A 23,840-nucleotide genomic window follows, 5' to 3' on the forward strand; every position below is an offset into this window, starting at 1 on the left:
GCGCAGTGTTCCTTCGGCGTCAGGCCTGCCGGATTGTGGCGGGTAGCGCTTCCGCGACGCCATGACCCCAGCGATAGAGCGCGTCCAGCACCGGCCGCAGGCTCTCTCCAAGATCGGTCAGGTGATAAACGGTGGATGCGTCGGGCGCGCTTCGCTTTTCGACGAGTTCGAGACGTTCGAGATCCCTAAGGCGTTCAGTGAGCACCTTGTCCGAGATCCCGTCGATGCGTGTCCGCAGGTCGGCGTAGCGATGCGGCTCCTCCTTGAGCCGGGCAAGGATCACCGTCTTCCATTTGCCGCCAACGAAATCGAGCGCCAGCTCGACCGGGCAGCCATAGCTGGCCTTTAATCGCTTCATCCGCCCTCCGCACGCACCAACTGGTGCGTTGAATATGCCGCGCGCTGCCCGCAATTCGGCGACGTGCGACATCCACCGATGTCGTCGGGGGACGGTAATGACGATCGAATATATCCGCTATGTTCTTGTGGAGCACGAACCGGCTGCGCTGATCGCTGCCTATGAGCAGGCGCGTGTTCATCTGGACATGGCGCCCGAATGCCTAGCCTATGATCTAACGCAATGCGACGACGAACCGAACAGCCTGATCCTGCGCATCGAATGGACAAGTGGGGCGGCGCATATGCAGGGCTTTCGCCGCGGCCCGCATTTCCCGCCGTTCCTCGCTGCGATCCGGGCGTTCATTCCCGAGATCGCCGAGATGCGGCACTATAGGCCGCGGATCGTTTCGGGCAGCTAGACGCCCGCGGCGGTTAGACGGTCGAGTTGGTCCTTGCTGAGCGCGACGTTCCACGCACCGACGAGTTCGTCGAGCTGCTCGATCGAAGTGGCGCTGGCGATCGGTACGACGACGCCGTCCTGCGCGGCAAGCCAGGCGAGCGCGATCTGGGCGAGGCTCGCGCCGGTCTCCGCCGCGACATCGTCCATCGCTTCGAGCACCGCGGCGCCCTTGCCGGCCAGCAACTCGCCCATCCGGCCGCCGCGGACGCTTTTGCCGAGGTCGGCTTCGCTGCGATATTTACCGGTGAGGAAGCCCGAGGCGAGGCCGTAATAGGGCACCACGCCGATATTGTGCGTGACGCACAGATCCTCGAGCTCGCCTTCGAACTTGTGGCGGCTGACGAGATTATATTCGGGCTGGAGCACACGATAGTGCGGCAGGCCCTCGCGGGTGGCGAGGTCGAGCGCGGACTTGAGCCGGATGGCGTGAAAGTTCGAGGCGCCGAGCGTGCGGACCTTGCCCGCCTTGATCAGGCTGTCGAACGCGGCGAGCACCTCGGCCTGCGGCACGTCCTCATCGTCCTGATGGGCGAAATACAAGTCGATCGTGTCGATGCCGAGCCGCTGGAGCGACGCTTCGGCTGCGGCGGCGATGCGGGCCGGGGCAAGCTTCGACCCGCCTTCGCCGTCAAGCATGCCGACCTTGGTGGCGATGAGCACCTTGTCGCGATTGCCAGAGCTGCGCAGCCATTCGCCAATGATCGCTTCGGATTCGCCGCCTGTATGGCCGGGGATCCACGCCGAATAGACGTCGGCGGTGTCGATCATCGTGCCGCCGGCATCGACGAAGCGATCGAGGATGCGGAAGCTCGCCGTCTTGTCCGCGGTCCAGCCGAAGACATTGCCACCCAGCACCAGCGGCGGCGTCATGAGGCCGGAAGCGCCGAGTTCGCGGAGCGTAGTCATGGCTGGGTTCCGTTATCGGCAAGGGTGGCATTGATGTCGGTGGCGGCGGCAGCCTCGTCGAGCTGGCGTGCCTCGTCGCGCGACGGGCTTGTGTCGTCGGGCCCGCCGCAGCCGGCGAGCGCCAATGCGATCAGCAGCAGCGGCAGGCCCTCCCTCACTCTTCGATCTCGTTGCCGGCATCTGCGACGTTGCTGCCCGCATAGCTGTTCTCGGCTTCGGCGAAGGCATCTTCGGTGGCGACATTGGCGGCGTTCACATCGCTGACGGCCTCGCCCATCGTGTTGCTGTCGCCGGTGATCGTCTCGTTTGCTTCGGCAGCCTCGTTCTTGGCGCCGCCGCACGCGGATAGCGCGAGCAGCGCGATGGGAGCGAGGAGGAGAGTCTTGCGCATCGGTCGAACCTCTTGTTTAGACCCCGGCAGGGCTAGCCAGCGGCGAGGGAGCGCGCAACCGCGCATCTTCGTTGACCTGATATAAAGATATCTTTATATCTATAAGACATGGTCCAGGCTCTCGCCATCTTCCGCGCCCTCGCAGACTCCACGCGGCTGCGCATCGTCGCGCTGCTGCGCACGATGGAGCTTTCGGTGGGCGAGCTCGCGCAAGTGCTCGGGCAGAGCCAGCCGCGGGTCAGCCGGCACGTCAAGATCCTGTGCGATGCCGGGCTGGTCGAGCGCCGCAAGGAAGGAAGCTGGGTATTCGTCGCGCTGGGCGCCCACGCCAAGGTCCGCCCGATCCTCGATGCGCTGGACAGCTGGAGCGAGGCCGATCACTGGACCGTCGCTGACGAGGCGCGGCTGGCGGCGGTGCGCGCCGACCGGGCGAGCGCCGCGGCGGACTGGTTCGAGGCGAATGCACGCGAATGGGACGCGATCCGCTCGCTCCACGTCGCCGAAAGCGAAGTCGAAGCGGCGATGGCGCGTGCGCTGGGTGACGCAAAACTGGGGTCGCTGATCGATATCGGTACGGGCACCGGGCGGATGCTCGAATTATTCGCGCCGCTTGCGGGGCAGGCGCTGGGGATCGATCGTTCGTCCGAGATGCTGCGGCTGGCGCGCGCCAAATTGTCCGAGCGCGGGCTGGCCAATGCCGAGCTGCGCCAGGCCGATCTTTATGCGCTGCCGTTGGCAGATGGCGGGGCGGATGCGGCTATATTGCATCATGTGCTCCACTTCGCGCAGCAGCCGGGCGCGGCGATCGGCGAGGCCGCACGGGTGCTGAGCGATGGTGGGCGGCTGCTTATCGTCGATTTCGCGCCGCACGACCGCGAGGAACTGCGCTCGCGCGACGCGCATACCCGGCTGGGCTTCTCGGACGAGCAGATCCTCGGCTGGTTCGCCAATGCCGGGCTCGCCCCGGCGCAGGTCGAGACACTCAAGGGTGGCGAACTGACCGTAAAATTATGGCTGGGTCGCAAGACCGGCACGATATCGAAGGAAGTGAAGGCGGCATGAGCATCGTGGATCCGCTGGCAGCGCCGCTGTTTGCCGACGTGGCGGGCGACATCGAAGTGAGCTTCGAATTCTTCCCGCCCAAGAGCGAGAAGATGGAAGAGACGCTCTGGGAGTCGATCCAGACGCTGTCGCCGCTGGGACCGCGCTTCGTCAGCGTGACCTATGGCGCGGGCGGGACGACGCGCGAGCGGACGCACAACACCGTGGCGCGGATCGCGCGCGAGACGGCGATTCCGGCGGCGGCGCATCTCACTTGCGTCGAGGCGACCCGTGAGGAGATCGACCAGGTCGCCGAGGAATATTGGGCGGCGGGCGTGCGGCATATCGTGGCACTTCGCGGCGATCCGCCGCGCGCGGGCGAGAAGTTCGTCTCGCATCCCGGCGGCTATGAAAATGCCGCGGCGCTGGTCGCGGGGCTGACTCGGCTTCATCCGTTCGAAATCTCCGTCGCCGCCTATCCGGAGTGCCACCCGGATTCAGCCGACGCGACCGCGGATATCGACAATCTCAAGGCCAAGATCGATGCCGGTGCGACTCGCGCGATCACGCAGTTCTTCTTCGAGCCCGAGACGTTCTTCCGCTTCCGCGACGATGCCGCCAAGGCCGGGATCACCGCCGAGATCGTGCCGGGGATCATGCCGGTGATGAACTTCGCCAGCGTCCAGCGGATGTCGGCGATGTGCGGCACCGACGTGCCGGTGTGGATGGGCAAATTGTTTGAGGGATTGGACGACCATCCCGCGGCGCGGCAGCTGGTGGCGGCAACGCTCGCCGCCGAGCTGTGCCGGAAACTCTATGCCGGCGATGTGCGGCAGTTCCACTTCTACACGCTCAACCGCGCCGAGCTGAGCTACGCGATCTGCCATCTGCTCGGGCTGCGGCCGAAGGTGGGCGCGGAGCTGGTCGCGGCGTGACGCACAGAACGTCACTCCGGCCTTGTGCCGGGGTCCACCGGGCCGCCTGGCGACGGTGGTGAAGTTGAAGCAGGAGCCGCGCCGCTGTCGCGCTCCCGCACCGTGGACCCCGGCACGAGGCCGGGGTGACGAAGGGAAGTTATGATGACACCACGCGAGAAACTGATGGCCGAAGCCGCCAAGCGCATCCTGATCACCGACGGCGCCTTCGGCACCGAGATCCAGAACTGGAAGCTCGACGAGGCGGCCTATGCCGGCAATCTGGGCCTGAGCCACGACCAGAAGGGTAATAACGACATCCTCGCGCTGACGATGCCCGAGGTGCCTGCCTCGATCCACCGCGCCTATTTCGAGGCGGGGGCGGATATCGCGGAGACCAACACCTTCTCGGCCAACCGGATCAGCCAAGCCGATTACGGCGCCGAGCATCTGGTTCGCGAGATCAATGTCGAGAGCGCCAAGCTGGCGCGGACTATCGCTGACGAGTTCGAGGCCAGGGACGGCCGTCCGCGCTTCGTCGCCGGCGCGCTCGGGCCGACGAACAAGACGCTGTCGCTGTCGCCCGACGTCAACGACCCGGGCTATCGCGAAATCGACTTCGACCATCTCAAGGATGTGTATCGGGAGCAGATCGACGCGCTGGTCGAGGGCGGAGTGGACTTCATCCTGATCGAGACGGTGTTCGATACCTTGAACGCCAAGGCCGGGATCATGGCGGCGATTGAGGCGGCCAACGATCTCGGCCGCGACTTGCCGATCATGATGTCGATGACGCTGACCGATCTTTCGGGACGCAACCTCTCGGGGCACACTGTCGAGGCGTTCTGGCACGCGGTGCGCCACGCCAAGCCGCTGACGATCGGGCTTAATTGCTCGTTCGGCGCGGAGCAGCTGCGGCCGCATGTGAAGACGCTGTCTGCGCTGTGCGACACGCTGATCATGGTCTATCCGAACGCCGGTCTGCCCAACGAGCTCGGCGCGTATGACGAGGCACCGGCGACGACCGCCGGGCTCGTCAAGGAATGGGCCGATGCAGGGCAGGTCAATGTGCTCGGCGGGTGCTGCGGCTCGACGCCTGCGCATATCAAGGCGATCGCGGACGCCGTGAAGGATCTGCCGTCGCGGCCGATTCCGGTGCCCGAAGTGCGGACGCGGCTGGCAGGACTCGAGCCGTTCACGATGGCGGCCTGACGCGAGAATATCACGACCGTTCGTTTCGAGCGAAGTCGAGAAACCTGGGTCAATACACGATCGCCGTTTCTCGACTTCGCTCGAAACGAACGGGGATTTTTTAGACCAAGTTCGAAACGAACGGATTGCTTGTGAACACCACCGCCTCCTCCACCAGCTTCGTCAATATCGGCGAGCGCACCAACGTTACCGGCTCGGCCCGCTTCAAGAAGCTGGTCATGGCGGGGGACTATGCCGCCGCGGTGGAAGTGGCGCTGCAGCAGGTCGAGGCCGGCGCGCAGGTGCTCGACGTCAACATGGACGAGGGTCTGCTCGACGCGCACGAGGCGATGACCACCTTCCTCAAACTGATCCAGGCCGAGCCCGACATCGCGCGAATCCCGGTGATGGTCGACAGCTCGAAATGGGACGTGATCGAGGCGGGGCTGAAATGCGTCTCGGGCAAGCCGATCGTCAATTCGATCAGCATGAAGGAAGGCGTCGACCAATTCCTCGAACATGCGCGCAAGTGCATGGCCTATGGCGCCGCAGTGGTGGTGATGGCGTTCGACGAGGTCGGCCAGGCCGATACCAAGGAGCGCAAGGTCGAGATCTGCTCGCGTGCCTATGACCTGCTCGTCGGGATCGGTTTCCCGCCCGAGGACATCATCTTCGATCCCAATGTGTTCGCCGTGGCGACGGGGATCGAGGAGCATAATAACTACGGCGTCGATTTCATCGAGGCGTGCCGCGAGATCAAGGCGCGCTGCCCGCACTGCCATATCTCGGGCGGGCTATCGAACCTGTCGTTCAGCTTCCGCGGCAACGAAGTCGTGCGTAAAGCAATGCACTCCGTGTTCCTCTATTATGCCATTCCCGCGGGCATGGACATGGCGATCGTCAACGCCGGCCAGCTCGACGTCTACGACCAGATCGACCCCGAGCTGCGCACCGCAGTCGAGGACGTCGTCCTCAACAAGGATCCCGAAGCCGGCGACCGGCTGGTCGCCCTCGCCGAGAAATATCGCGGCACCGATGCGGTCGCCGAGAAGCAGGCGGCCGAGTGGCGCGGCTGGGAAGTCTCCAAGCGGCTGGAGCATGCGCTGGTCAAGGGCATCGATGCGTTCGTCGTCGAGGATACCGAGGAATGCCGCCTGGCGTTCGCTCGGCCGATCGAAGTGATCGAAGGCCCGTTGATGGACGGGATGAACGTGGTCGGCGACCTGTTCGGATCGGGCAAGATGTTCCTGCCGCAGGTGGTCAAGTCGGCACGCGTGATGAAGAAGGCCGTGGCGCACCTGCTGCCCTATATCGAGGCCGCCAAGGAGCCCGGCGCCAAGGGCAAGGGCAAGATCATCATGGCCACGGTCAAGGGTGACGTCCACGATATCGGCAAGAACATCGTCGGCGTCGTCCTGCAGTGTAACGGCTTCGAAGTGGTCGATCTGGGCGTGATGGTGCCGTGGACCAGGATTCTCGAAGCGGCGAACGAGAACGACGCCGACATGATCGGGCTGAGCGGGCTGATCACCCCAAGCCTCGACGAGATGGTCACCGTTGCCGAGGAAATGCAGCGCACCGGGATGACCATGCCGCTGCTGATCGGCGGCGCGACGACGAGCCGCGTGCATACTGCGCTGCGCATAGAGCCGGCGTATAAGGGTCCCGTGGTGCATGTGCTCGACGCGTCGCGCGCGGTGGGAGTCGCCACAACTCTGGTCTCCGAGACGATCCGCGACGATTATGTCGCCAAGATCGCCGCCGAATATGAGGCGGTGCGCGTCGCGCGCGCTGGCCGGGGGCAGAGCGAGTTGGTGCCGATCGACAAGGCGCGAGACAACGCCTTCGAAGCGGACATGAAGCTTAAGCCGGGCAAGCCGCGGATGCCGGGCGTCCACGAGTTCCTCGACTGGGACCTCGAGGATCTGCGGAAGTATATCGACTGGACGCCGTTCTTCCGCGCCTGGGAGCTGGCGGGCAATTATCCCGCGATCCTAGAGGACAAGGTGGTCGGCGAGAGCGCGACGTCGCTGTTCGCCGATGCGCAGGCGATGCTCGACAAGATCATCGCCGAGAAGTGGCTGACTGCGCGCGGCGTGGCGGGGCTATGGCCGTGCCGGCGGCAGGGCGACGACATCATCGTCCATGTCGAGGACGAAGTGCACTACACGTTGCCGATGCTGCGCCAGCAGATCGCCAAGCGCGAGGGCAGGGCGAACATGTGCCTTGCCGACTTCATCGATCATGACGGCGACTGGATCGGCGGCTTCGCAGTGGGCATCCACGGCATCGAGCCGCATCTGGCGCGCTTCAAGAACGCAATCGACGATTATTCGGACATATTGCTCAAGGCGCTCGCCGACCGTTTTGCCGAGGCATTTGCCGAGCGGCTGCACCTGTTCGTGCGAACTTCGCTCTGGGGCTATGCCGAGGGTGAGCAGTTGACCAACGAGGCGCTGATCAAGGAGCAGTATCGCGGCATCCGCCCGGCGCCGGGCTATCCCGCGTGTCCCGAGCACAGCCTCAAGCCGATCCTCTTCAAGATGCTCGACGCGCACAAGCGGACGGGCATCAGCCTGACCGAGAGTTTCGCGATGCTTCCCACCGCGGCGGTCTCGGGCTTCTACTTCGGCCACCCCCAGGCCGAATATTTCGGCGTAGCGCGGATCGGTCAGGACCAGCTTGAGGAATATGCGACGCGGCGGGGCATCCCGCTCGATTTGGCGACCCGGTATCTGCGGCCGAATCTGGATTGAGATCGTGCTTTCGCAGGAGCACGACTCGAGGCGTGTAGGATTTGCGGCGCCTAATTTCACACCTTTCACGGTGATTCGGCAATTTCGTTGCGCGATCGTGTAACGAAATTGCGACGTTCGTGCTGCGCTATTTACCGGTTTCAAAGAGCCAGCATAAGCGTCCCACATCAAATCCTACATTGAAAGGGGCGCCACCGCTGCCCCGCGCAGCGACGGCGCGCGCCCTAGATCTCGTCGCATACTCGCCCGTCGTCCAGTTGCTGCCGGGATCGAGGCACCATTAGGTAGTGGCATCGTCCCCAAGCGTCGCCCCGGCCTTGTGCCGGGGGCAACCGGAGGCTGGGGAAGGGCAGGAGGCGAGCGCGTTTCCCGTGCGGCATGGTGGACCCCGGCAAGGCCGGGGTGACGAAACGGGGTGCCAAGGACCTTTGGCGTACGATGCGTTCGCTAATTCGTAATCCCCGCCGGCTCGGCATAAACGGTGTCAGTCGGGCCGTAACCGGTAATGTAGACATGCGCGCCTTCGGCGCCGGTGCGCGCGAAATGCGCGACGCCGGCGGGCTCGGTGTAGAAGCTGCCGGGGGGCAGGGGCTTGCGCAGGCTGTCGTCGGCCTTCGGGCCATAGCCGAAATGCCACATGCCCGAGATGACCGTCGCGGTGCGTTCGTCCTTATGGCTGTGCGCGGCGATGCGGGTGTTGGGCGGGACCTTGATCTCGATCGCGAACAGGCCCGGCTTGGTCGGATCGCCGCTGAGCACGCGGGTTTCGACTCCCGCGAGGCCCGAAGTGCCGGCGACCGCGCCGATCTGGGGCAAAGCGGCGACCTCGGCGGGGGTGAGGCGAATCTCGCTTGGCGCAGGCGCGACGGCAAGCAGGCCGGCGAGCGCGAGCAGCGTGCGCATTACTTGGCGGCCAGGAAATCGGTGACGAGCTTCACGGTGGCGTCGGGATTTTCCTCCATGATCCAGTGGCCGGACGCGGGAACGACGCCTTCGGTGACGTTGGTCGCGGCGGCGCGCATCACCACTGCCATCGTCCCGGCGAAGCTCTTCTCGCCGCCCAACGCGAGGACGGGCATCGTCAGCTTGCCCTGCGCGGCGAGGAAGCCGCGATTGTCGGTGGCGTCCTGATCGAACGCGGCGAACTGGGCGAAGCCGGCATGCATGTTGCCGGGGCGGGCATAGAGCGCAGCATAATGGGCGCGCGAGGCTTCGTCGAAATGCTTCGGATCGGCGGAGAACTCGTTCCAGAAGCGATCGAGATAGATGCGCTCGCGCCCCGCGACGAGGCGCTCCATGTCCGGGCCGCCGAAGCGGAAATGCCAGAGCAGCGGGTTCTTGAGGATCTCCTCCCACGGGCCGATGCCCGGTACGGGCGCGTCAATCAGCACCAGCCTGGTCACGCGCTTCTGGTTCTGCACGGTGAGCGCATAGGCGACCATGTTGCCGATATCGTGCGCGACGACGTCGGCCTGCGTCACCTTGAGCATATCGAGCAGCGCGATCATGTCGGCCGCCTGGTTCTTCTTGTCATAGCCGCCCGGGGCGACGACGGAGAGCCCCATGCCGCGGAGATCGGGGATGATGACACGGTGATCGTGCATCAGCGCGGCGGCGAGCGGCGCCCACATGTCGCCGGTCTCGCCATAGCCGTGGAGCAGCAGCACCGCGGGGCCCTTGCCGCCGCTGCGGACGTGGAGCGTGGTGCCGTTGACCGCGATCTCCTGCGTCTGGAATGTTGCGGGATAGGCCGGGACCTGGGCTTTGGCCGGAAGCGTCAGGGTGAGCAGGGCGAGCAAGGGCATCAGCATGCGCATTGGAGCGGTCTCCCGCGGCGAGCGGCCGCGTCGCGATGCTACAGCATTTCGGCCGAATCGCCGGATGAATTGTTGCGTTGCGGAATAAGGGGTTGGCCGGGGGTTGGGGATAGGAGCTGCGAGTGCTACGGGCGCACGCATCATGCTCAACCTGACCGACATCACGGTGCGCCTCGGCGGGCGCACGATCATCGACGCCGCCACGGCCAAGCTGCCGCCCAAGGGCCGCATCGGGCTGATCGGCCGCAACGGTGCGGGCAAGTCGACGCTGGTCAAGGTGATCGCCAGCCAGCTCGAGCCCGATACCGGCAATGTCGAGATGCCGCGCGGCGCCAAGCTCGGCTATATCGCGCAGGAAGCGCCTCACGGCGATGCGACGCCGTTCGAGACGGTGCTCGAAGCCGATGTCGAGCGCGCGACGCTGCTCGCCGAGAGCGAGACCAGCCAGGATCCGGACCGGTTGGGCGAAGTCTATGAGCGGCTGATGGCGATCGACGCATACACCGCGCCGAGCCGCGCCGCGCAGATCCTTGTCGGGCTAGGCTTCGACGAAGAGATGCAGCACCAGCCGCTCGACAGCTTCTCGGGCGGGTGGAAGATGCGCGTGGCGCTCGCCGCGCTGCTGTTCTCGCAGCCCGACATGCTGCTGCTCGACGAGCCTTCGAACCATTTGGATCTCGAAGCGGTGCTGTGGCTCGAGGACTTCCTGAAGAGCTATCCGGCAACGATCCTGCTGGTCAGCCACGAGCGCGACTTCCTCAACAATGTCGTCGATCACATCCTGCATCTCGATCGCGGCAAGCTGACGCTCTATCCGGGCGGCTATGACGCGTTCGAGCGCCAGCGCGCGGAGCGCCAGGCGCAGATCGCTTCGGCACGCGCCAAGCAGCAGGCCCAGCGCGAGCATCTGCAGGAATATATCGCCAAGAATTCCGCGCGCGCTTCCACTGCCAAGCAGGCGCAGAGCCGGCAAAAGGCACTGGCCAAGATGCAGCCGATCGCGGAGCTGCTCGACGATCCGACGCTGACTTTCGACTTCCCCAATCCCGACGAGCTGCGCCCGCCGCTGATCACGCTCGATCTGGCGACGGTCGGCTATGGCGAGACGCCGATCCTCAAGCGGCTCAACCTGCGCATCGATCCGGACGATCGCGTCGCGCTGCTCGGCCGCAACGGCAACGGCAAGACCACGCTGGCGCGGCTGCTCGCGGCGCAGCTGACGCCGATGGAAGGCGCGATGAACGCCAGCGGCAAGATGCGGGTGGGCTATTTCACTCAGTATCAGGTCGAGGAACTCGACCGCGAGGAGACGCCGCTCCAGCACATGACCAGCCTGATGAAGGGCGCGACGCAGGGCGCCGTGCGCGGCCAGCTCGGGCGGTTCGGCTTTTCGGGACAGAAGGCCACCACCGAAGTCGGCAAGCTTTCGGGCGGCGAGCGCGCGCGGCTGGCGCTGGCGCTGATCACCCGCGATGCGCCGCACATGCTGATCCTCGACGAGCCGACCAACCATCTCGACGTCGATGCGCGCGAGGCGCTGATCCAGGCGCTCAACAATTATACTGGCACCGTGGTGCTGGTCAGCCACGATCGCCACATGCTCGAGATGACCGCCGACCGGCTGGTGCTGGTCGATCAGGGCACCGCGAAGGAATTCGACGGGTCGCTAGACGATTATATCGCGTTCGTGCTGAGCAAGGAGGGGCAGGGCCCCAAGCTCTCCAAGGCCGACAAGAAGGAAGCGCGCCGCCTCGCCGCCGAAGCGCGCGAGAAGGGCACCGAGCTGCGCAAGGTCGCCAAGGCCGCCGAGGCCGAGCTGGCAAAGCTGACCGGGCAGCGCGCGGCGGTGGAGCTGGCGATGTTCGATCCGTCGGCGGCGGACGCGGCACTGACCCGGCTGACCATGACCGAGCTGATGAAGCGCCGTGCCGAGCTGAGCGACAAGATCGACACCGCCGAGGCGGCGTGGATGGAAGCCAGCGAAGCGCTGGAAGCAATCGCCGACTAGGCGCCGGTCCCGCCGGATCCGACACCGGCTCGACAATTCCTTCGCGACGGTGAAGTATTCGATCTTCACCGTGCAGCGAGTCGTATCGTGCGCTTCGCAGCCGGCAAGTCCTTGGGGGGAGGATGATATGGCCAGCGGAATTCAGACCAATGTAAACACTGCGCTCGCTTCGGTCGGCAAGGCGCTGAACGAGCTGCTGACGTTGCGGATTCAGACCGTCGTCACCGCGATGACCATTGCGCAGGACGCCGACGGCAACTGGGTTCTTCAGCCCGAAACCGGCGCGACTGCCGAAGGCGCGACCACCACCATCCGGCTGGAGCAGGGGGACGTCCAGAACTTCTTCTCCACCGCGGCGATCGACAATCCCAAGGTGATGGAAATCCACGCCGAGCAAGTGAAGCTCAGCCGCCAGATCGTCGCCGACAATTTGAAGGCGGTCGCCGACCTCGCCAAATCGCTGACGGATTGAGGCGGTGGCGGACTTCGCAGAACTCGCCAAGGGTCTGCTGTCGCTCGAGATCAACACGATCGAGAAGAATGGGATGTCCGGGCAGAAGATGCCCAGCGCGCCGCATGCGCTGATCGAAGTGGCGCAGGGCTATTGGGATTTTCTGTGCCGCAAATCGTTCGATTTCGGCCAGACCGGTCGGCCGCTGCCAGGCTGGGCGAACAAGATTTCGAAGGACTTCGACTGGGGGCGCGAGCCGTTTCCCCAGCCTGCCGGAGCGCCCGACCGGCCGATCGCCGATACCAAGCGCGAGCCCAGGCCGGCGGGCCATGACGGCGAATTTCTCAAGGATTCGCCCGACGAGGTCTCCGTCCTGATCTTCGACCATCTGCGCGAGATCGCGACATGGATGGCCGAGATGCAGCTGCGCGTGGACTCGCTCGCCGACGCGCAGTCCGAGCGATATTCGTCGCTGCGGGCAGAACTGACTCCCGACGAGCTCTACGACGCGCGGCAGGCGCGCAAGCGCTTCCGGGTGGAGGACCGCTCGATCTTCCACCGCATCCGGCGCAATTCGGACCAGTTCAAGGAGATCGTTCGCGACAGCAAGCAGGAGACGATCCACCGCGGCTGCACCGAGAGCATCTTCTCGCCCGACGCGCTGGTCGCGATCCGCAAGGGCTGGGACATCGGCACCGAGATCATCCTGATGCAGACGGTGATCCAGATCGACGGCGACGTGGTCAATCGCTTCCAGATCGGCGTGGACGGCCCCGACAAGGCGACGCTGCACGGCATGCACGGCGGCGCCGTGGAGCTCTCGTTCAAATATTGGAGCTGGATGATCGACGCGATGGGCAAGCTTGCCGGAAAGGCCAGCGGCGCGCTGCTGGGGCGCTAGGCGGCATGGGCTGGACCGCCATCGCCGCAGCCGAATGGCAGGCGTTGACGGCGCGCACCGCCTATCTCTTCGACGTGCGGGCGATACGCGACGAATGGGCCGCGCTGGGTGAGCTGGCCGAATTCTGGACCAAGGGCGGGTTGGCGATCGACCAGGAGGTGCGGCGCGGCGACGGCAGCATCGTGTGGCTGCGCATGCTGCTGCAGCCCAATGGGGATGTGGTGTTGTCGATCCCGCCGGGGTTCGGCACGGCGGCGGGGGATGCCGAGGCTGCGAGCACGCTGCTGGCGCAGGGGACGCAGCTTCTCGGGCGGAATGGCGGCCGGCAGCTGACCGCTGCGAGCGACCTGCCGATGCGCGGTGTCGACTATCTCACGATCGGCGGCTGGACCGCCTGGGCGGTGGCGATCCCACCCTGGACGAGCCTCTGGACGATGGCGGCCGCAGTGGGGTTGCCCGTGGCGCGGCGGCTGTCGGGACCCTTGTTGCGCGGCATTGCCGCGGGCGTGGCGGGTCGCGTGATCCGCGCCAAGCTGCGCAAACTGGCCTCCGGCAGCTAGACGCCTCGGCGCGGCGCTTGCCGCGAAGCGCAGGCGCGCTACACCGCTGTGGAGTCAGGGGAGAGGACGAACATGGCCAGCGTAGCGCAGGACGCGCCCGCCGAACCGAGCGCCAAGGAGATGCGGCTGGTGATCAGCGCATCGTCGCTGGGCACCGTGTTTGAATGGTACGACTTCTTCATCTACGGGACGCTCGCCGCTTCGGGGATCATCGGACGGACTTTCTTCCCGGCGGGCAATGAAGTGCTCCAGACCCTGCTCGCCTGGGCGGGGTTCGCCGTGGGGTTCGGGTTCCGGCCACTCGGCGCAGTGCTGTTCGGCTATCTCGGGGACAAGCTCGGGCGCAAATACACGTTCCTCGTCACGATCACGCTGATGGGCGTGGCGACCGCGGGCGTAGGGCTGGTGCCGAGCTATGCCGCAATCGGCATGGCCGCGCCGGTGGTGATCATCCTGCTGCGCATCGCGCAGGGGCTGGCGCTGGGCGGCGAATATGGCGGCGCGGCGATCTATGTTGCCGAACATTCGCCCGCCGGACGCTCGGGCTTCCACACCAGCTTCATCCAGGCGAGCGTGGTCGGCGGGTTCATTCTCAGCTTGGCGGTGGTGCTGATCTCCAAATTCGCGCTGGCGGACGTGTGGGACAGCTGGGGCTGGCGGGTGCCGTTCCTGTTCTCGATCCTGTTGCTCGCCATCTCGCTGTGGATGCGGCTGAAGCTTTCCGAGAGCCCGGTGTTCAAGGCGATGAAGGAAGCGGGCGAGACTGCGGCCAACCCGTTCGTCGAGAGCTTTACCTATCCCGGCAACGGCAAAAGGCTGTTCGTTGCCTTGTTCGGCATCTCGGCGGGGCTGACGGTGATCTGGTACACGTCGATGTTCTCGGTGTTGTCGTTCCTCGCCGGCCCGATGCGGCTGGACCCGACTGCGGCGCAACTGATCACGGGCGGCTCGGCGATCATCGGCATGGGCTTCTTCCTGTTCTTCGGCCATCTGTCCGACCGGATCGGGCGGAAGATCCCGATCGTCGCCGGCTATGCACTGACCCTCGTGCTGCTTTTCCCGCTATTCTGGGTGATCGGCAGCGCGGCCAATCCCGGGCTTGCGGAGGCGGCGCGCCACGCCCCGGTGGTCGTGTCGGGTCCGCAATGCGGCTATGATCCGTTCTCGGCCAACCAGGCCGACGAATGCGGCAAGCTGCTCGACCATTTCTCGAAAAAAGGCGTCGCCTATACGACGGTCAAGGCGCCCGCGGTCACGGTATCGGTCGGGGGCCTGCCGGTCGCCGATACGCGCCCGGCGGGGCTAGACGCGGCGCTGGCGACGGCGGGATATGATCTCGCGCCAAGTGTGCCTCCCGCTGGCAACATCGCCATCATCGTGGTCGCGATCCTCGGGCTGATGGCATTGTCGGGCGCGACCTATGGCCCGGTGGCGGCGCTGCTCTCGGAGATGTTCCCGTCGCGCATCCGCTACAGCTCGATGTCGATCCCCTATCATATCGGCACGGGCTATTTCGGCGGATTCCTGCCGCTGATCAGCCAGTATATCGTCGCGCGGACCGGCGATCCCTATGCCGGGCTATGGTACACCTTTGCCGTGGTGGCGATGGCGCTGGCCGTGACTGCCTGGGGGCTGCAGGAGACAGTGGCGCTGCGCAAGGCCAGACGCTAACCGCGTCGGGATGACGCATTCTCCCCTGAGACTGAAGCTCGATGGCGCCGCACTGGTCGATAACTGGCGGCTGCTGCGAAGCTTGAGCCACGGCGCGGCATGCGGCGCTGCGGTCAAGGCCGACGGCTATGGGCTGGGCGCGCGCGAAGTGGTGCGCCGGCTGGCCGAGGCGGGGTGCCGCGACTTCTTCGTCGCGCATTGGAGCGAGGCGCGGGCGCTCGCCGATCTCGGCGTATCGGTGTCGGTGCTCCACGGCGTCCGGCCGGAGGACATGGCCGACCGGCCTGCGAATTCGCGGCCGGTGCTCGACACTCCCGAACAGGTGCGGCGCTGGCAAGCGAGCGGCGGCGGCGTATGCGACGTGATGGTCGATACTGGCATGAACCGGCTAGGCGTGTCGCCTGAGGATATTTCGGCAGGGCTGCTCGACGGGCTCGAGATCGAAACGCTGATGAGCCATCTCGCCTGCGCGGACGAGGATGTGCCGCTCAATGACCGCCAACGCACCGCGTTCGCTGCGCTCGCCGGAAAAACCTCGGCAAAGCGGATGAGTCTCGCAAATTCGGCAGGCATCGCCCTCGGCGCGGACTATGCCTTCGATCTGACCCGCCCAGGAATTGCGCTCTATGGCGGCCGCCAGCGTGCCGCGCATGACGGCATCCGCCAGGTGGTGACGCCAGAGGCGCAGATCCTCCAGCGGCGGGGCGTGCGCGCGGGCGAGATCGTCGGCTACAACGCCACCTTTACCGCGGCGGAGGATACGCAAGTGGCGGTGCTCAACCTGGGCTATGCCGACGGCTATCTCCGCTGCTTCTCAGGCAAGGGCCGCGCGCGATCCGGCGGCGTGAAATTGCCGGTGATTGGGCGGGTGTCGATGGACCTGACCGCGATTTGCGTCGATGCCGCGCCAGATCTGGGCGAAGGCGATTGGGTGTCGCTCGATTATGCGCTGCCGGAGACGGCGGCGCTTAGCGGATTGTCGCAATATGAATTACTGACCGGGCTCGGCGCGCGGTTCGATCGGCGCTGGTTCTAGTCGGCGCGAAGCGTCCACGGATCGACGTCGCGCGCGCGAATCCACCGCGTCGCCAGCCATTTGACTCCGGCCGTCACCGGCTGGCCCGCGTGGAGCGCCCTGGTGTCGGGCGTTCCGTCCGGCAGCAGGGTGTCGAAGAGTATCGCGTCTCCGCCCTGGGGCCGGATCGTCAGGCCGAACTCGGGGAAGACCGTCTCACCACCGCCGAATCCCTGGTTGAGATAGATCAGCACGGTCCGGATTCGCTGGTTCGCAGCGCCGGCGATGGTGTCGAGATGGCGGCGATATTGCTGGCCCGGCGCATAGCGCAACACCGTCAGTGGCTCGCCCTGCTCGACGCGCGTGCCGCTGGCCGCGGCGATCCTTAGGTTGAGCGCGCGCACCACCAAGTCTTCCCGCGTCGGGCCGATCGCACCGTCGTCGGACGTGCGGATCGGATGGGGCATCGCACGGCCGGTGCGCGGATCCAGCACCGAGGCCGGCTCGAGCAATTCCGCGGCAACCGTGGCGACATGCGCGCACTCGTCAGGCGTGAACAAAGCGGGATAGCGTACGATGCGCGGCGCTTCGTTCAGCACCTGCGGTTGCGGCAGCGCCGGGGGCGCGCCGTCGGCGGTCAGCTGCATGCGCTGGAGCAGCGCGCGTTGGGCCTCGGCGATCGGATCGCCTGCCGCGGCGATGTCGAGCAGCGCGCGGGCGGTCTGCCAATCGGGCGTGCGGGCGTTGCCATTGCCGTTTGCGGCGAGTGCAATCTCCATCAGCGCGCCGTCGACATGCCCGATCGCGACTGCGCGGCGGAGCAGGACGCGGGCGGCGTCGAGGTCGCGCGGGACCACGGCGCCGGTGAGGCGCCACACGGCATGCTGCATCAACGCATGGACGTCGCCGGCATCGCCGCCTTCGATCAGGCAGGCGAGCGCCTGTGCGGCCTGGCCGCGCGCGGCGAGCGCGAGGGCTTGTTCGACGGGATTGTGCACCATGATGCCGGTCTAGCCCGGATCGCGCGCAAAGAAAAAGGGCCGGGGAATGAACCCCGGCCCTTTCTTAGTTGGTCGTGTCGCTATCAGAACTTCGCGGTGACGCCCGCGTAGAAGAAGCGGCCACGGTTGTCATAGATGCCCGAACCCGCGCCGATGCCGGTGAGACCGTATTGCGGCTTGGTGTCGCCGACATTGGTCACGCCGCCGTAGAAGTTGAACGAGTCGTTCACTTCCAGGTCGAAGCGCACGTCGTGATACGTGGTCGACGGGTACATCGGAAGAGTAGCATAATCGACGTTCTGGGCCGGCTGGCCGTTCACGCTGTTATAGTCCTCGAAGGTGTTGAGATACATCCGACCGATATAGCGGAAGGTGTGGCCCAGCGTGAGCGGTCCGAGCTGCAGATCGGTGCCGATGTTGAAGTTGTCCTCCGGATCGCCAAGCTCCTGAGCCAGGACGTTCTTGAAGGTCGGACGTGCCGGATCGGTGAAGTTGTCGCGCTGAATGACGTGAGTCCACACGCCCTTCATGCTCAGCTTGCCCCAACCGAAGTCACGATTGTAGCCGATCTGCGTATCGATACCGCGCGCCTTGAACTGTGCGTAGTTCTGCGGCGAGTCCTGATACGAACCTTCCAGAATGCGGAAGGGCTGCTCGCCACGGGGGCCGCCAGCGGCACCCGCACGCTCGAACAATGCGCAGAACTGGTTGTTCAGATCCGGCGCGTCGTAGCAGGCGTTGAGGGCCGACTGCACTGCAGGCGACGTGATCACGTCGTCCACGGTGATGTCGTAATAGTCGACCGAGATCGCCAGACCGGGCACGAAGCTCGGCTGGAACACGCCGCCGAGGGTGATCGACTTGGAGGTTTCCGACTTCAGGTTCGGGTTGCCGCCGCTGAGGATCTCGAGCGATGCCGTGTAGACATAGTCATAGCCGGCGGGACGGCCTGCAGCTGCGCAATTGGCTTCGCGCGTTGCCGAACCCGTGTTGATGTTGCGCGTCGAGCAGGGATCCGACGGAGCGGGCGTGAAGTTCTGCCCGGGAACCGAATAGAGATCGCCCAGATACGGTGCGCGCACCGACTTCGAGTACGACCCACGCAGCAGCAGGTCGCGGACGGGACGCCACGTGGCGCCGCCGCTGAACGCGTACACAGTGCCCGCGCCGCCCTGATAGTCGGCGATACGGCCCGAACCGTTGATCGTCAGTTCCTGGAGGAGCGTGACGTCCTTGATCAGCGGCAGCGAGATTTCGCCGAACACTTCCTTCACTTCGAACGCCGGCGACGTGAAGCTCGGGATCGCGTTGTAGAAGGCGTAACCGGCCTGGGTCAGATCGTCGAGATCGTAGGAGAGCGTCTCCTTGCGATACTCGGCGCCGACCGAAACGCCGATGGCGCCGCCCGGAAGGGTGATCGGCAGGTTGCCCGACACGAAGCCGCTGGCAACGAACTGGGTCGACTTGCCGACTGCCGTGGTCGGGGTGACCAGGTAGTTGAGCGCTGCCTGGCTGACCGAGCCCTGACCGAACGGGTTGAGCGGAACGCAGGCTGCGACGTCGGCAGCAAGCTGTGCGGCGTTGCCTGCAACGTCGTCGCCGGCATAGGCCGGAGTGACCTGCGAACGGCAGACGATCTGGCCAGCGCCGTTGGTCGTCGTGTCAAGTGCCAGCAGGTAGCGCTGGGTGTTGACGTTGCCGGTGATCACGCTCGACTCTTTGTGCTCGCTGTAGTTCGCCGAGACGTCGTAGCTCCAGTCCGAGCCGAGATCGCCCTTGATGCCGAGCACGCCACGATACAGCTCACGCTTCATCTGTTCGTCGCGGGTGCCGAGATCGACCCAGTTGCGACGCAGCGAGAAGCGATAGGTGCCGGCAGCGATCTGCGCGAGCGAGGTCGCCTGGTTGGCGAGGCCTGCCGCGGTGGTGCCGTAGGCGGTGCCGGTGTTCGGGTTGACGCCCGAGTTGATCGCCGCGGTGAGCTGACCCGTGATCGTCGCGCGTGCTGCGGCCGACAGGAACGGGTTGTCGAGGCGGATGCCTTCGCGGTTGACCACGCCACCCGCTGCGCCGCCGGTGGCCGAGGCGTAGGAGCGATCGTTGAAGCCGGCGATGGCTACGCCGTCACCCAGCGTCTGGCCCTGCGAGAAGAACGGGCCGCTCTGCGTGCCGAAAGCCTCGGTGCGGACGTACTTGGCTTCGAAGTACGGCTGGAAAGCCGGCGAGACTTCGAAGTGGCCGAGCGCGTTGAAGACATAGCGCTTCAGGTCGGGCGACAGCGCGGTCAGCTTGCCTTCGCGGCTGCTGGTGCCGTTGCCGCCGACATAGTTGCCGTTCGGGCCCAGGCCGATGCGCAGGCCCTGCTGGGGCGTGAGAGTGCCGCCCGGCTGGAACAGGAAGCCGCAGGTGTAGGACGAGCCGACTGCGTCGACGCCGCACGGTGCGGTCGGGGTGTTGGCATAACGGATGCCGACCTGGCCGCCGAGGCCGATCGTCGCGCTGCGGATGTCGCGATAATAGAGGCGATCGGGAACGCTGTCGAACGACGCGCCGGTGTCGGTATCGACAATGACGAAGGCATCGTTCTGGCGCAGGTTCGGACGGCCCGACGCATAGTAATCGTCCTGGTGGGCGAATTCGGCGTTGATCGCGATGTTGCCGCGGCCTTCGGCGAAGTTCTTGCCCGCGACGAGCGAGACATACTGGTTGCCGGCGTCGCCATAGGTGCTGATGCCGCTCTGCGCGCGGATCTGAACGCCGTCGTAGCTGTCCTTCAGGATGAAGTTCACGACGCCCGCGATCGCGTCCGAACCGTAGATCGACGAGTTACCGCCGGTCACGATGTCGACGCGCTCGATCAGGTCGGTCGGCAGCGTGTTGATGTCGATCGCGTTGCCGTTGTTGATGATGTCGGCCGAGGTCTGGCGACGGCCGTTGATCAGCGCGAGGGTGCGCGCACGGCCCAGGCCGCGAAGATCGAGGAAGTTGACGCCGCGGGTACCGAGACCCGAGGTCGAGTTCTGCGAGCCCATCGAGGTGCGGAGCTGCGGCAGGTCGTTGAGCACGTCGCCCACTGAGACGCGGCCGGTCTCGAAGATTTCTTCTGCGGTCACCGTGGTGACGGGAACGGGCGAGTCATCGTTCGGGCGACGGATGCGCGAACCGGTGACGACGATCGTGGTTTCCTCTTCGGCGGTCGCGGTATTGTCGACCTGCCCCGCCTCTGCGGGCTGGCTGGCCTGCGCGAAGGCGACCTGCGGAATGAGGAAAGTGGCGCTGGCGAGGGCTGACGCTCCCAGCAGTTGCGATAGCTTCATGGTATAGAGCCCCTTCAGGCGAAATGCCCGATGGCTCGCTACTCACCGCCTGACGCCATGCGGGGCAAGTTACATAATATTGCAGTGCACGATTTCATGTCGGCAGTGTTGCAAAAATGCGACGGCGAGTTACCGGAAATTTCCGAAAACCCGCCGTCTGAGTAATATTTAACTACTGTATCAGGCGCGCAATACACGCCAAGCTTAACGCGGAATGAATTATCGCTCGATGCACATCGCGATTCCCATGCCGCCGCCGATGCATAGCGTGGCAAGGCCTTTCTTGGCGTCGCGCTTCTGCATCTCATAGATAAGCGTAGTGAGAACGCGGGCGCCCGAGGCGCCGATCGGGTGGCCGATCGCGATCGCGCCGCCATTGACGTTGACCTTGTCTGCGTCCCAGCCCAGCTCCTTGCCGACCGACAGCGCCTGTGCGGCGAACGCCTCATTGGCTTCGATCAGGTCGAGATCGGCGATCGTCCAGCCGGCCTTCTCCAATGCCTTCTTCGATGCCGGGACCGGGCCGATGCCCATGATCGAGGGATCGACGCCGGCGCTTGCCCAGCTCCGGATCGTCGCCAGGATCGGGGCGCCGCGCTTCTCGGCTTCCTCGCGGCTCATCATCACCAGCGCTGCGGCGCCGTCGTTGAGGCCCGATGCGTTGGCGGCGGTAACCGTGCCGTCCTTCTTGAACGCCGGGCGCAGGCCCGAGACGCCGTCGATTGTCGCGCCGGCGCGGATATATTCGTCGTCGGCGACGACCGTGTCGCCCTTACGGCCCTTGATCGTCACCGGCGCGATCTCGTCCTTGAACTTGCCCCCCGCGCGCGCGGCTTCCGCCTTGTTCTGGCTGGCGACCGCGAACGCGTCCTGCTCGCCGCGCGTGACCTGATATTGCTCGGCGAGGTTCTCGGCAGTGATGCCCATGTGATAGCCGTTGAACACGTCGGTCAGCCCGTCCTTGATCATCGTGTCGACCAGGCTGAGATCGCCCATCTTGGTGCCAGGGCGCAGCGACTGGGCGTGGGTGGACATCGACATCGATTCCTGCCCGCCCGCGACGACGATCGTCGCGTCACCGGTCTTGATCGCCTGATAGGCTAGGGCAACCGCACGAAGCCCCGAGCCGCAGACTTGCTGGACGCCCCAGGCGGGGACTTCCTTGGGTACGCCTGCCGCCATCGATGCCTGGCGTGCCGGGTTCTGGCCCTGCGCCGCAGTGAGCACCTGGCCGAGGATCACTTCGCTAACCTCCTCGCCCTTCACGCCGGCCTGTTCCAGCGCAGCCTCGATCGCGATACGGCCCAGCTCATGCGCCGGGGTCGCGGCGAAGGCGCCGAGGAAGCTGCCCACGGGCGTGCGCTTGGCGGCAGTGATGACGATGTCGGTCATGGTCGGGATGCTCCTGCGGGTGTCTTGATGTTTGCGGGTTATCTAGGGGCGGGGAGGGCGGTTAGCCAGTCCGCAAGCGGCTGCCACAGCGCGGCGCGGGCGCGTCCGCCGACGATCATCCCGACATGGCCCATTGCCAGCTCGCGCACGTCGCCGAGGCGCGCGGCGCTGGCGGCGGGGACGATGCGATCGGTGGTCGACACGAAGGACAGAGCCGGGATGCCGAGCGCTTCCGCATCGACGGGCGCACCCGCGATCCGCCAGCGGCCGTTCCCGGGCAGGTCGGCGACGAAGAAGTCGTCGAACAATTCGCGGCCCGCGGCAAACGGGAGCGGCGCGCCGCCATTCGCCCAGTCCTCGAGCGTGACGAAGGCGCGCGCCTCGGCGCTGGCGAGCTCGAGCCGCGCGAAGCGCTCGAACTTGGCGACCGTGCGTTTGGGATCGAGCTGCCAGAAGCCCGATTGCAGCACTTCCATCGGCACCAGGCCGAGCTGCTCGCAAGTGGCATGCGCCTCGTCCCACAGCGCCGAGATCGGATCCAGCGCATCGCCATAGCCGGCGAAACGCCAGGGCGCGGCGATGGTGACCAGCCCTGCAGCCTTGGCTGCGACGGCCGCAGCGATCGCCATCGTGCCGCCCAGGCAATAGCCGACCAGTATTGGCGGGCGATCGAGCGCGGCGAGCAGCGGCAGGAGCAGCTGCTCGACATGCGTGGTGACGTCCTGCGCGCGATCGTCGGGCGTCGGGGTTCCCCAGTCGACGAGCAGCGGCCGCACGCCCCGCCGAGAAAGCCAGCGGAGCAGCGAATTCTCCGCGTCGAGGTCGAGCACCACCGGCGGATTGATCAGCGACGGCACGAACACCACCGGCGCGCCGTCTCCGCCATAGTCGCGCAGCGTCGCGCGGCCGGCCCGGGCAATCGCCGGCATCGGCGGCTGCGGCGCGGGGCGGGGCGCATCCTGATAGGCGCGCAGCCCGGCAAGTGCTGCGGCGCGTCGTTCGGGCGATGCTGCAGTTTCGCTGCGCAGCAGCGCCAGAAACAAGGGTAGTGGCCGAGGCCCTTGTTGCGATGCGGCAAAGGATGTTAGGTGTGCGTCATTCACGCGCGGGGGTGTCCATGAAGAAAGCTGCTGCGGGCTCGGGTCCGGTTATCATCAAGAAATACGCGAACCGCCGACTCTACAACACCGAAACCTCGTCCTATATCACGCTCGACCATCTCGCAGCGATGACGCGCGAGGGGCGGGACTTCAAGGTGGTCGATGCCAAGACCGACGAGGACATCACGCACAACGTCCTCACCCAGATCATCATGGAAGAGGAATCGCGCGGCACGTCGATGCTGCCGGTCAATTTCCTGCGCCAGCTGATCTCGCTGTACGGCGATTCGATGCAGGCGATGGTGCCGGGCTATCTGGAAGCGTCGATGGACAGCTTCCGACGCAACCAGGAACAGTTCAAGTCGGCGGTCGAGGGCGCATTCGCCAATTCACCCTTCGCCGAGATCGCCAAGCGCAACATGGCGATGTTCGAAGCAGCGGCCGAAGCGTTCAAGCCGGGTGCGGCGGGCGTCCCCGGGGCGGCAGCCCCGACGGCGGCGAAGCCTGCCGAGGGCGGCGACGATGTTTCCGCGCTCAAGGCCGAACTGGCCCGGCTGCAGGACAAGATCGAGAAACTGGCGAAGTAGGCCGGGCTAGATCCCCCTACCT

22 protein-coding genes are annotated in these 23,840 nt (G+C 65.7%); 12 read left to right on the forward strand and 10 right to left on the reverse strand.

Annotated features, from left to right (window positions below):
* Positions 1-19: 19 nt before the first annotated feature.
* Positions 20-430, reverse strand: a complete 411-nt coding sequence (locus BXU08_RS17445; protein ID WP_216352882.1) for a helix-turn-helix domain-containing protein — start codon at positions 428-430, stop codon at positions 20-22.
* A gap of 25 nt (positions 431-455) precedes the next feature.
* On the opposite strand from BXU08_RS17445, the gene BXU08_RS17450 reads away from it, so the two are divergent.
* Complete coding sequence (locus BXU08_RS17450) at positions 456-758, forward strand: putative quinol monooxygenase (protein WP_077511211.1); 303 nt, start codon at positions 456-458, stop codon at positions 756-758.
* Here BXU08_RS17450 and BXU08_RS17455 read toward each other — a convergent pair.
* Genes BXU08_RS17455 through BXU08_RS17460 form a run of 3 tightly spaced genes read right to left on the reverse strand, consistent with a single transcriptional unit; the run spans position 755 to position 2,096 of the window.
* Entirely contained in the window at positions 755-1,705 is a 951-nt protein-coding gene (locus tag BXU08_RS17455; protein WP_077511212.1) for an aldo/keto reductase, read from the reverse strand. The genes BXU08_RS17450 and BXU08_RS17455 overlap by 4 nt on opposite strands.
* Positions 1,702-1,863, reverse strand: a complete 162-nt coding sequence (locus BXU08_RS20100; RefSeq protein WP_171982561.1) for a hypothetical protein — start codon at positions 1,861-1,863, stop codon at positions 1,702-1,704. The genes BXU08_RS17455 and BXU08_RS20100 overlap by 4 nt, the downstream gene beginning before the upstream one ends.
* Positions 1,860-2,096 (reverse strand): hypothetical protein, encoded by a 237-nt coding sequence (locus tag BXU08_RS17460; RefSeq protein ID WP_077511213.1) that lies wholly within the window; start codon positions 2,094-2,096, stop codon positions 1,860-1,862. Before BXU08_RS17460 ends, BXU08_RS20100 begins: the two co-directional genes overlap by 4 nt.
* A 108-nt stretch (positions 2,097-2,204) precedes the next feature.
* On the opposite strand from BXU08_RS17460, the gene BXU08_RS17465 reads away from it, so the two are divergent.
* The 4 genes from BXU08_RS17465 to metH all read left to right on the forward strand — a co-directional run bounded on the left by BXU08_RS17465 (position 2,205) and on the right by metH (position 7,998).
* Positions 2,205-3,158 (forward strand): metalloregulator ArsR/SmtB family transcription factor, encoded by a 954-nt coding sequence (locus BXU08_RS17465; protein ID WP_077511214.1) that lies wholly within the window; start codon positions 2,205-2,207, stop codon positions 3,156-3,158.
* Positions 3,155-4,072, forward strand: a complete 918-nt coding sequence (metF, locus tag BXU08_RS17470) for a methylenetetrahydrofolate reductase [NAD(P)H] (RefSeq protein WP_077511215.1) — start codon at positions 3,155-3,157, stop codon at positions 4,070-4,072. Before BXU08_RS17465 ends, metF begins: the two co-directional genes overlap by 4 nt.
* Before the next feature lie 144 nt (positions 4,073-4,216).
* Entirely contained in the window at positions 4,217-5,263 is a 1,047-nt protein-coding gene (locus BXU08_RS17475) for a homocysteine S-methyltransferase family protein (protein WP_077512562.1), read from the forward strand.
* Between the two features lie 131 nt (positions 5,264-5,394).
* On the forward strand, positions 5,395-7,998 hold the full coding sequence (metH, locus tag BXU08_RS17480; protein WP_077511216.1) for a methionine synthase: 2,604 nt from the start codon (positions 5,395-5,397) through the stop codon (positions 7,996-7,998).
* Between the two features lie 447 nt (positions 7,999-8,445).
* On the opposite strand, the gene BXU08_RS17485 is transcribed toward metH, so the two are convergent.
* On the reverse strand, positions 8,446-8,901 hold the full coding sequence (locus tag BXU08_RS17485) for a cupin domain-containing protein (RefSeq protein ID WP_077511217.1): 456 nt from the start codon (positions 8,899-8,901) through the stop codon (positions 8,446-8,448).
* Positions 8,901-9,815 carry an alpha/beta fold hydrolase gene (locus BXU08_RS17490; protein ID WP_150125565.1) on the reverse strand — a complete coding sequence of 305 codons (915 nt, stop codon included), beginning with the start codon at positions 9,813-9,815 and terminating at the stop codon, positions 8,901-8,903. Before BXU08_RS17490 ends, BXU08_RS17485 begins: the two co-directional genes overlap by 1 nt.
* A 142-nt stretch (positions 9,816-9,957) precedes the next feature.
* Between BXU08_RS17490 and BXU08_RS17495 the strand changes: the two genes are divergently transcribed.
* From BXU08_RS17495 to alr, 6 genes are all read left to right on the forward strand, one after another.
* A complete protein-coding gene (locus BXU08_RS17495; RefSeq protein WP_077511218.1) occupies positions 9,958-11,823 on the forward strand; it encodes an ABC-F family ATP-binding cassette domain-containing protein in 1,866 nt (621 codons plus the stop codon).
* A 127-nt stretch (positions 11,824-11,950) separates the two neighbouring features.
* On the forward strand, positions 11,951-12,295 hold the full coding sequence (locus tag BXU08_RS17500; RefSeq protein WP_077511219.1) for a hypothetical protein: 345 nt from the start codon (positions 11,951-11,953) through the stop codon (positions 12,293-12,295).
* A gap of 4 nt (positions 12,296-12,299) precedes the next feature.
* The gene (locus tag BXU08_RS17505; RefSeq protein WP_077511220.1) at positions 12,300-13,175 is read left to right on the forward strand and encodes a hypothetical protein; all 876 of its coding nucleotides are present in this window, start codon (positions 12,300-12,302) and stop codon (positions 13,173-13,175) included.
* Positions 13,176-13,180: 5 nt separating this feature from the next.
* Positions 13,181-13,735, forward strand: coding sequence for a hypothetical protein (locus BXU08_RS17510; protein ID WP_077511221.1), 555 nt, complete (start codon positions 13,181-13,183; stop codon positions 13,733-13,735).
* 72 nt (positions 13,736-13,807) lie between these two features.
* Positions 13,808-15,406 carry an MFS transporter gene (locus BXU08_RS17515; protein ID WP_253190417.1) on the forward strand — a complete coding sequence of 533 codons (1,599 nt, stop codon included), beginning with the start codon at positions 13,808-13,810 and terminating at the stop codon, positions 15,404-15,406.
* Between the two features lie 10 nt (positions 15,407-15,416).
* Positions 15,417-16,442 carry an alanine racemase gene (gene alr, locus BXU08_RS17520; RefSeq protein WP_077511222.1) on the forward strand — a complete coding sequence of 342 codons (1,026 nt, stop codon included), beginning with the start codon at positions 15,417-15,419 and terminating at the stop codon, positions 16,440-16,442.
* Here the strand turns inward: alr and BXU08_RS17525 are convergent.
* The 4 genes from BXU08_RS17525 to BXU08_RS17540 form a co-directional block, all read right to left on the reverse strand.
* Positions 16,439-17,422: a 2OG-Fe(II) oxygenase gene (locus BXU08_RS17525; RefSeq protein WP_077511223.1), complete on the reverse strand. Its 984-nt coding sequence runs from the start codon at positions 17,420-17,422 to the stop codon at positions 16,439-16,441. The two genes, alr and BXU08_RS17525, sit on opposite strands and share 4 nt — an antisense overlap.
* Before the next feature lie 83 nt (positions 17,423-17,505).
* Positions 17,506-20,739 (reverse strand): TonB-dependent receptor domain-containing protein, encoded by a 3,234-nt coding sequence (locus tag BXU08_RS17530; RefSeq protein WP_077511224.1) that lies wholly within the window; start codon positions 20,737-20,739, stop codon positions 17,506-17,508.
* A 219-nt stretch (positions 20,740-20,958) separates the two neighbouring features.
* On the reverse strand, positions 20,959-22,131 hold the full coding sequence (locus BXU08_RS17535; protein ID WP_077511225.1) for an acetyl-CoA C-acetyltransferase: 1,173 nt from the start codon (positions 22,129-22,131) through the stop codon (positions 20,959-20,961).
* A 38-nt stretch (positions 22,132-22,169) separates the two neighbouring features.
* Positions 22,170-23,174: an alpha/beta fold hydrolase gene (locus tag BXU08_RS17540; RefSeq protein WP_077511226.1), complete on the reverse strand. Its 1,005-nt coding sequence runs from the start codon at positions 23,172-23,174 to the stop codon at positions 22,170-22,172.
* Between the two features lie 74 nt (positions 23,175-23,248).
* On the opposite strand from BXU08_RS17540, the gene phaR reads away from it, so the two are divergent.
* The gene (gene phaR, locus BXU08_RS17545) at positions 23,249-23,818 is read left to right on the forward strand and encodes a polyhydroxyalkanoate synthesis repressor PhaR (RefSeq protein WP_077511227.1); all 570 of its coding nucleotides are present in this window, start codon (positions 23,249-23,251) and stop codon (positions 23,816-23,818) included.
* Positions 23,819-23,840: the final 22 nt, after the last annotated feature.

Origin of the sequence: Sphingomonas sp. LM7, assembly GCF_002002925.1 — a bacterium.
In the GTDB taxonomy this organism is placed as follows: domain Bacteria; phylum Pseudomonadota; class Alphaproteobacteria; order Sphingomonadales; family Sphingomonadaceae; genus Sphingomonas.

What these genes read in the sequence shown, in the direction of transcription:
- BXU08_RS17445 (WP_216352882.1), bottom strand. Translation starts at nt 430, where the DNA reads ATGTCGCACGTCGCCGAATTGCGGGCAGCGCGCGGCATATTCAACGCA.
- BXU08_RS17450 (WP_077511211.1), top strand. Translation starts at nt 456, where the DNA reads ATGACGATCGAATATATCCGCTATGTTCTTGTGGAGCACGAACCGGCT.
- BXU08_RS17455 (WP_077511212.1), bottom strand. Translation starts at nt 1,705, where the DNA reads ATGACTACGCTCCGCGAACTCGGCGCTTCCGGCCTCATGACGCCGCCG.
- BXU08_RS17460 (WP_077511213.1), bottom strand. Translation starts at nt 2,096, where the DNA reads ATGCGCAAGACTCTCCTCCTCGCTCCCATCGCGCTGCTCGCGCTATCC.
- BXU08_RS17465 (WP_077511214.1), top strand. Translation starts at nt 2,205, where the DNA reads ATGGTCCAGGCTCTCGCCATCTTCCGCGCCCTCGCAGACTCCACGCGG.
- metF (WP_077511215.1), top strand. Translation starts at nt 3,155, where the DNA reads ATGAGCATCGTGGATCCGCTGGCAGCGCCGCTGTTTGCCGACGTGGCG.
- BXU08_RS17475 (WP_077512562.1), top strand. Translation starts at nt 4,217, where the DNA reads ATGACACCACGCGAGAAACTGATGGCCGAAGCCGCCAAGCGCATCCTG.
- BXU08_RS17485 (WP_077511217.1), bottom strand. Translation starts at nt 8,901, where the DNA reads ATGCGCACGCTGCTCGCGCTCGCCGGCCTGCTTGCCGTCGCGCCTGCG.
- BXU08_RS17490 (WP_150125565.1), bottom strand. Translation starts at nt 9,815, where the DNA reads ATGCGCATGCTGATGCCCTTGCTCGCCCTGCTCACCCTGACGCTTCCG.
- BXU08_RS17495 (WP_077511218.1), top strand. Translation starts at nt 9,958, where the DNA reads ATGCTCAACCTGACCGACATCACGGTGCGCCTCGGCGGGCGCACGATC.
- BXU08_RS17500 (WP_077511219.1), top strand. Translation starts at nt 11,951, where the DNA reads ATGGCCAGCGGAATTCAGACCAATGTAAACACTGCGCTCGCTTCGGTC.
- BXU08_RS17510 (WP_077511221.1), top strand. Translation starts at nt 13,181, where the DNA reads ATGGGCTGGACCGCCATCGCCGCAGCCGAATGGCAGGCGTTGACGGCG.
- BXU08_RS17515 (WP_253190417.1), top strand. Translation starts at nt 13,808, where the DNA reads ATGGCCAGCGTAGCGCAGGACGCGCCCGCCGAACCGAGCGCCAAGGAG.
- alr (WP_077511222.1), top strand. Translation starts at nt 15,417, where the DNA reads ATGACGCATTCTCCCCTGAGACTGAAGCTCGATGGCGCCGCACTGGTC.
- BXU08_RS17525 (WP_077511223.1), bottom strand. Translation starts at nt 17,422, where the DNA reads ATGGTGCACAATCCCGTCGAACAAGCCCTCGCGCTCGCCGCGCGCGGC.
- BXU08_RS17530 (WP_077511224.1), bottom strand. Translation starts at nt 20,739, where the DNA reads ATGAAGCTATCGCAACTGCTGGGAGCGTCAGCCCTCGCCAGCGCCACT.
- BXU08_RS17535 (WP_077511225.1), bottom strand. Translation starts at nt 22,131, where the DNA reads ATGACCGACATCGTCATCACTGCCGCCAAGCGCACGCCCGTGGGCAGC.
- phaR (WP_077511227.1), top strand. Translation starts at nt 23,249, where the DNA reads ATGAAGAAAGCTGCTGCGGGCTCGGGTCCGGTTATCATCAAGAAATAC.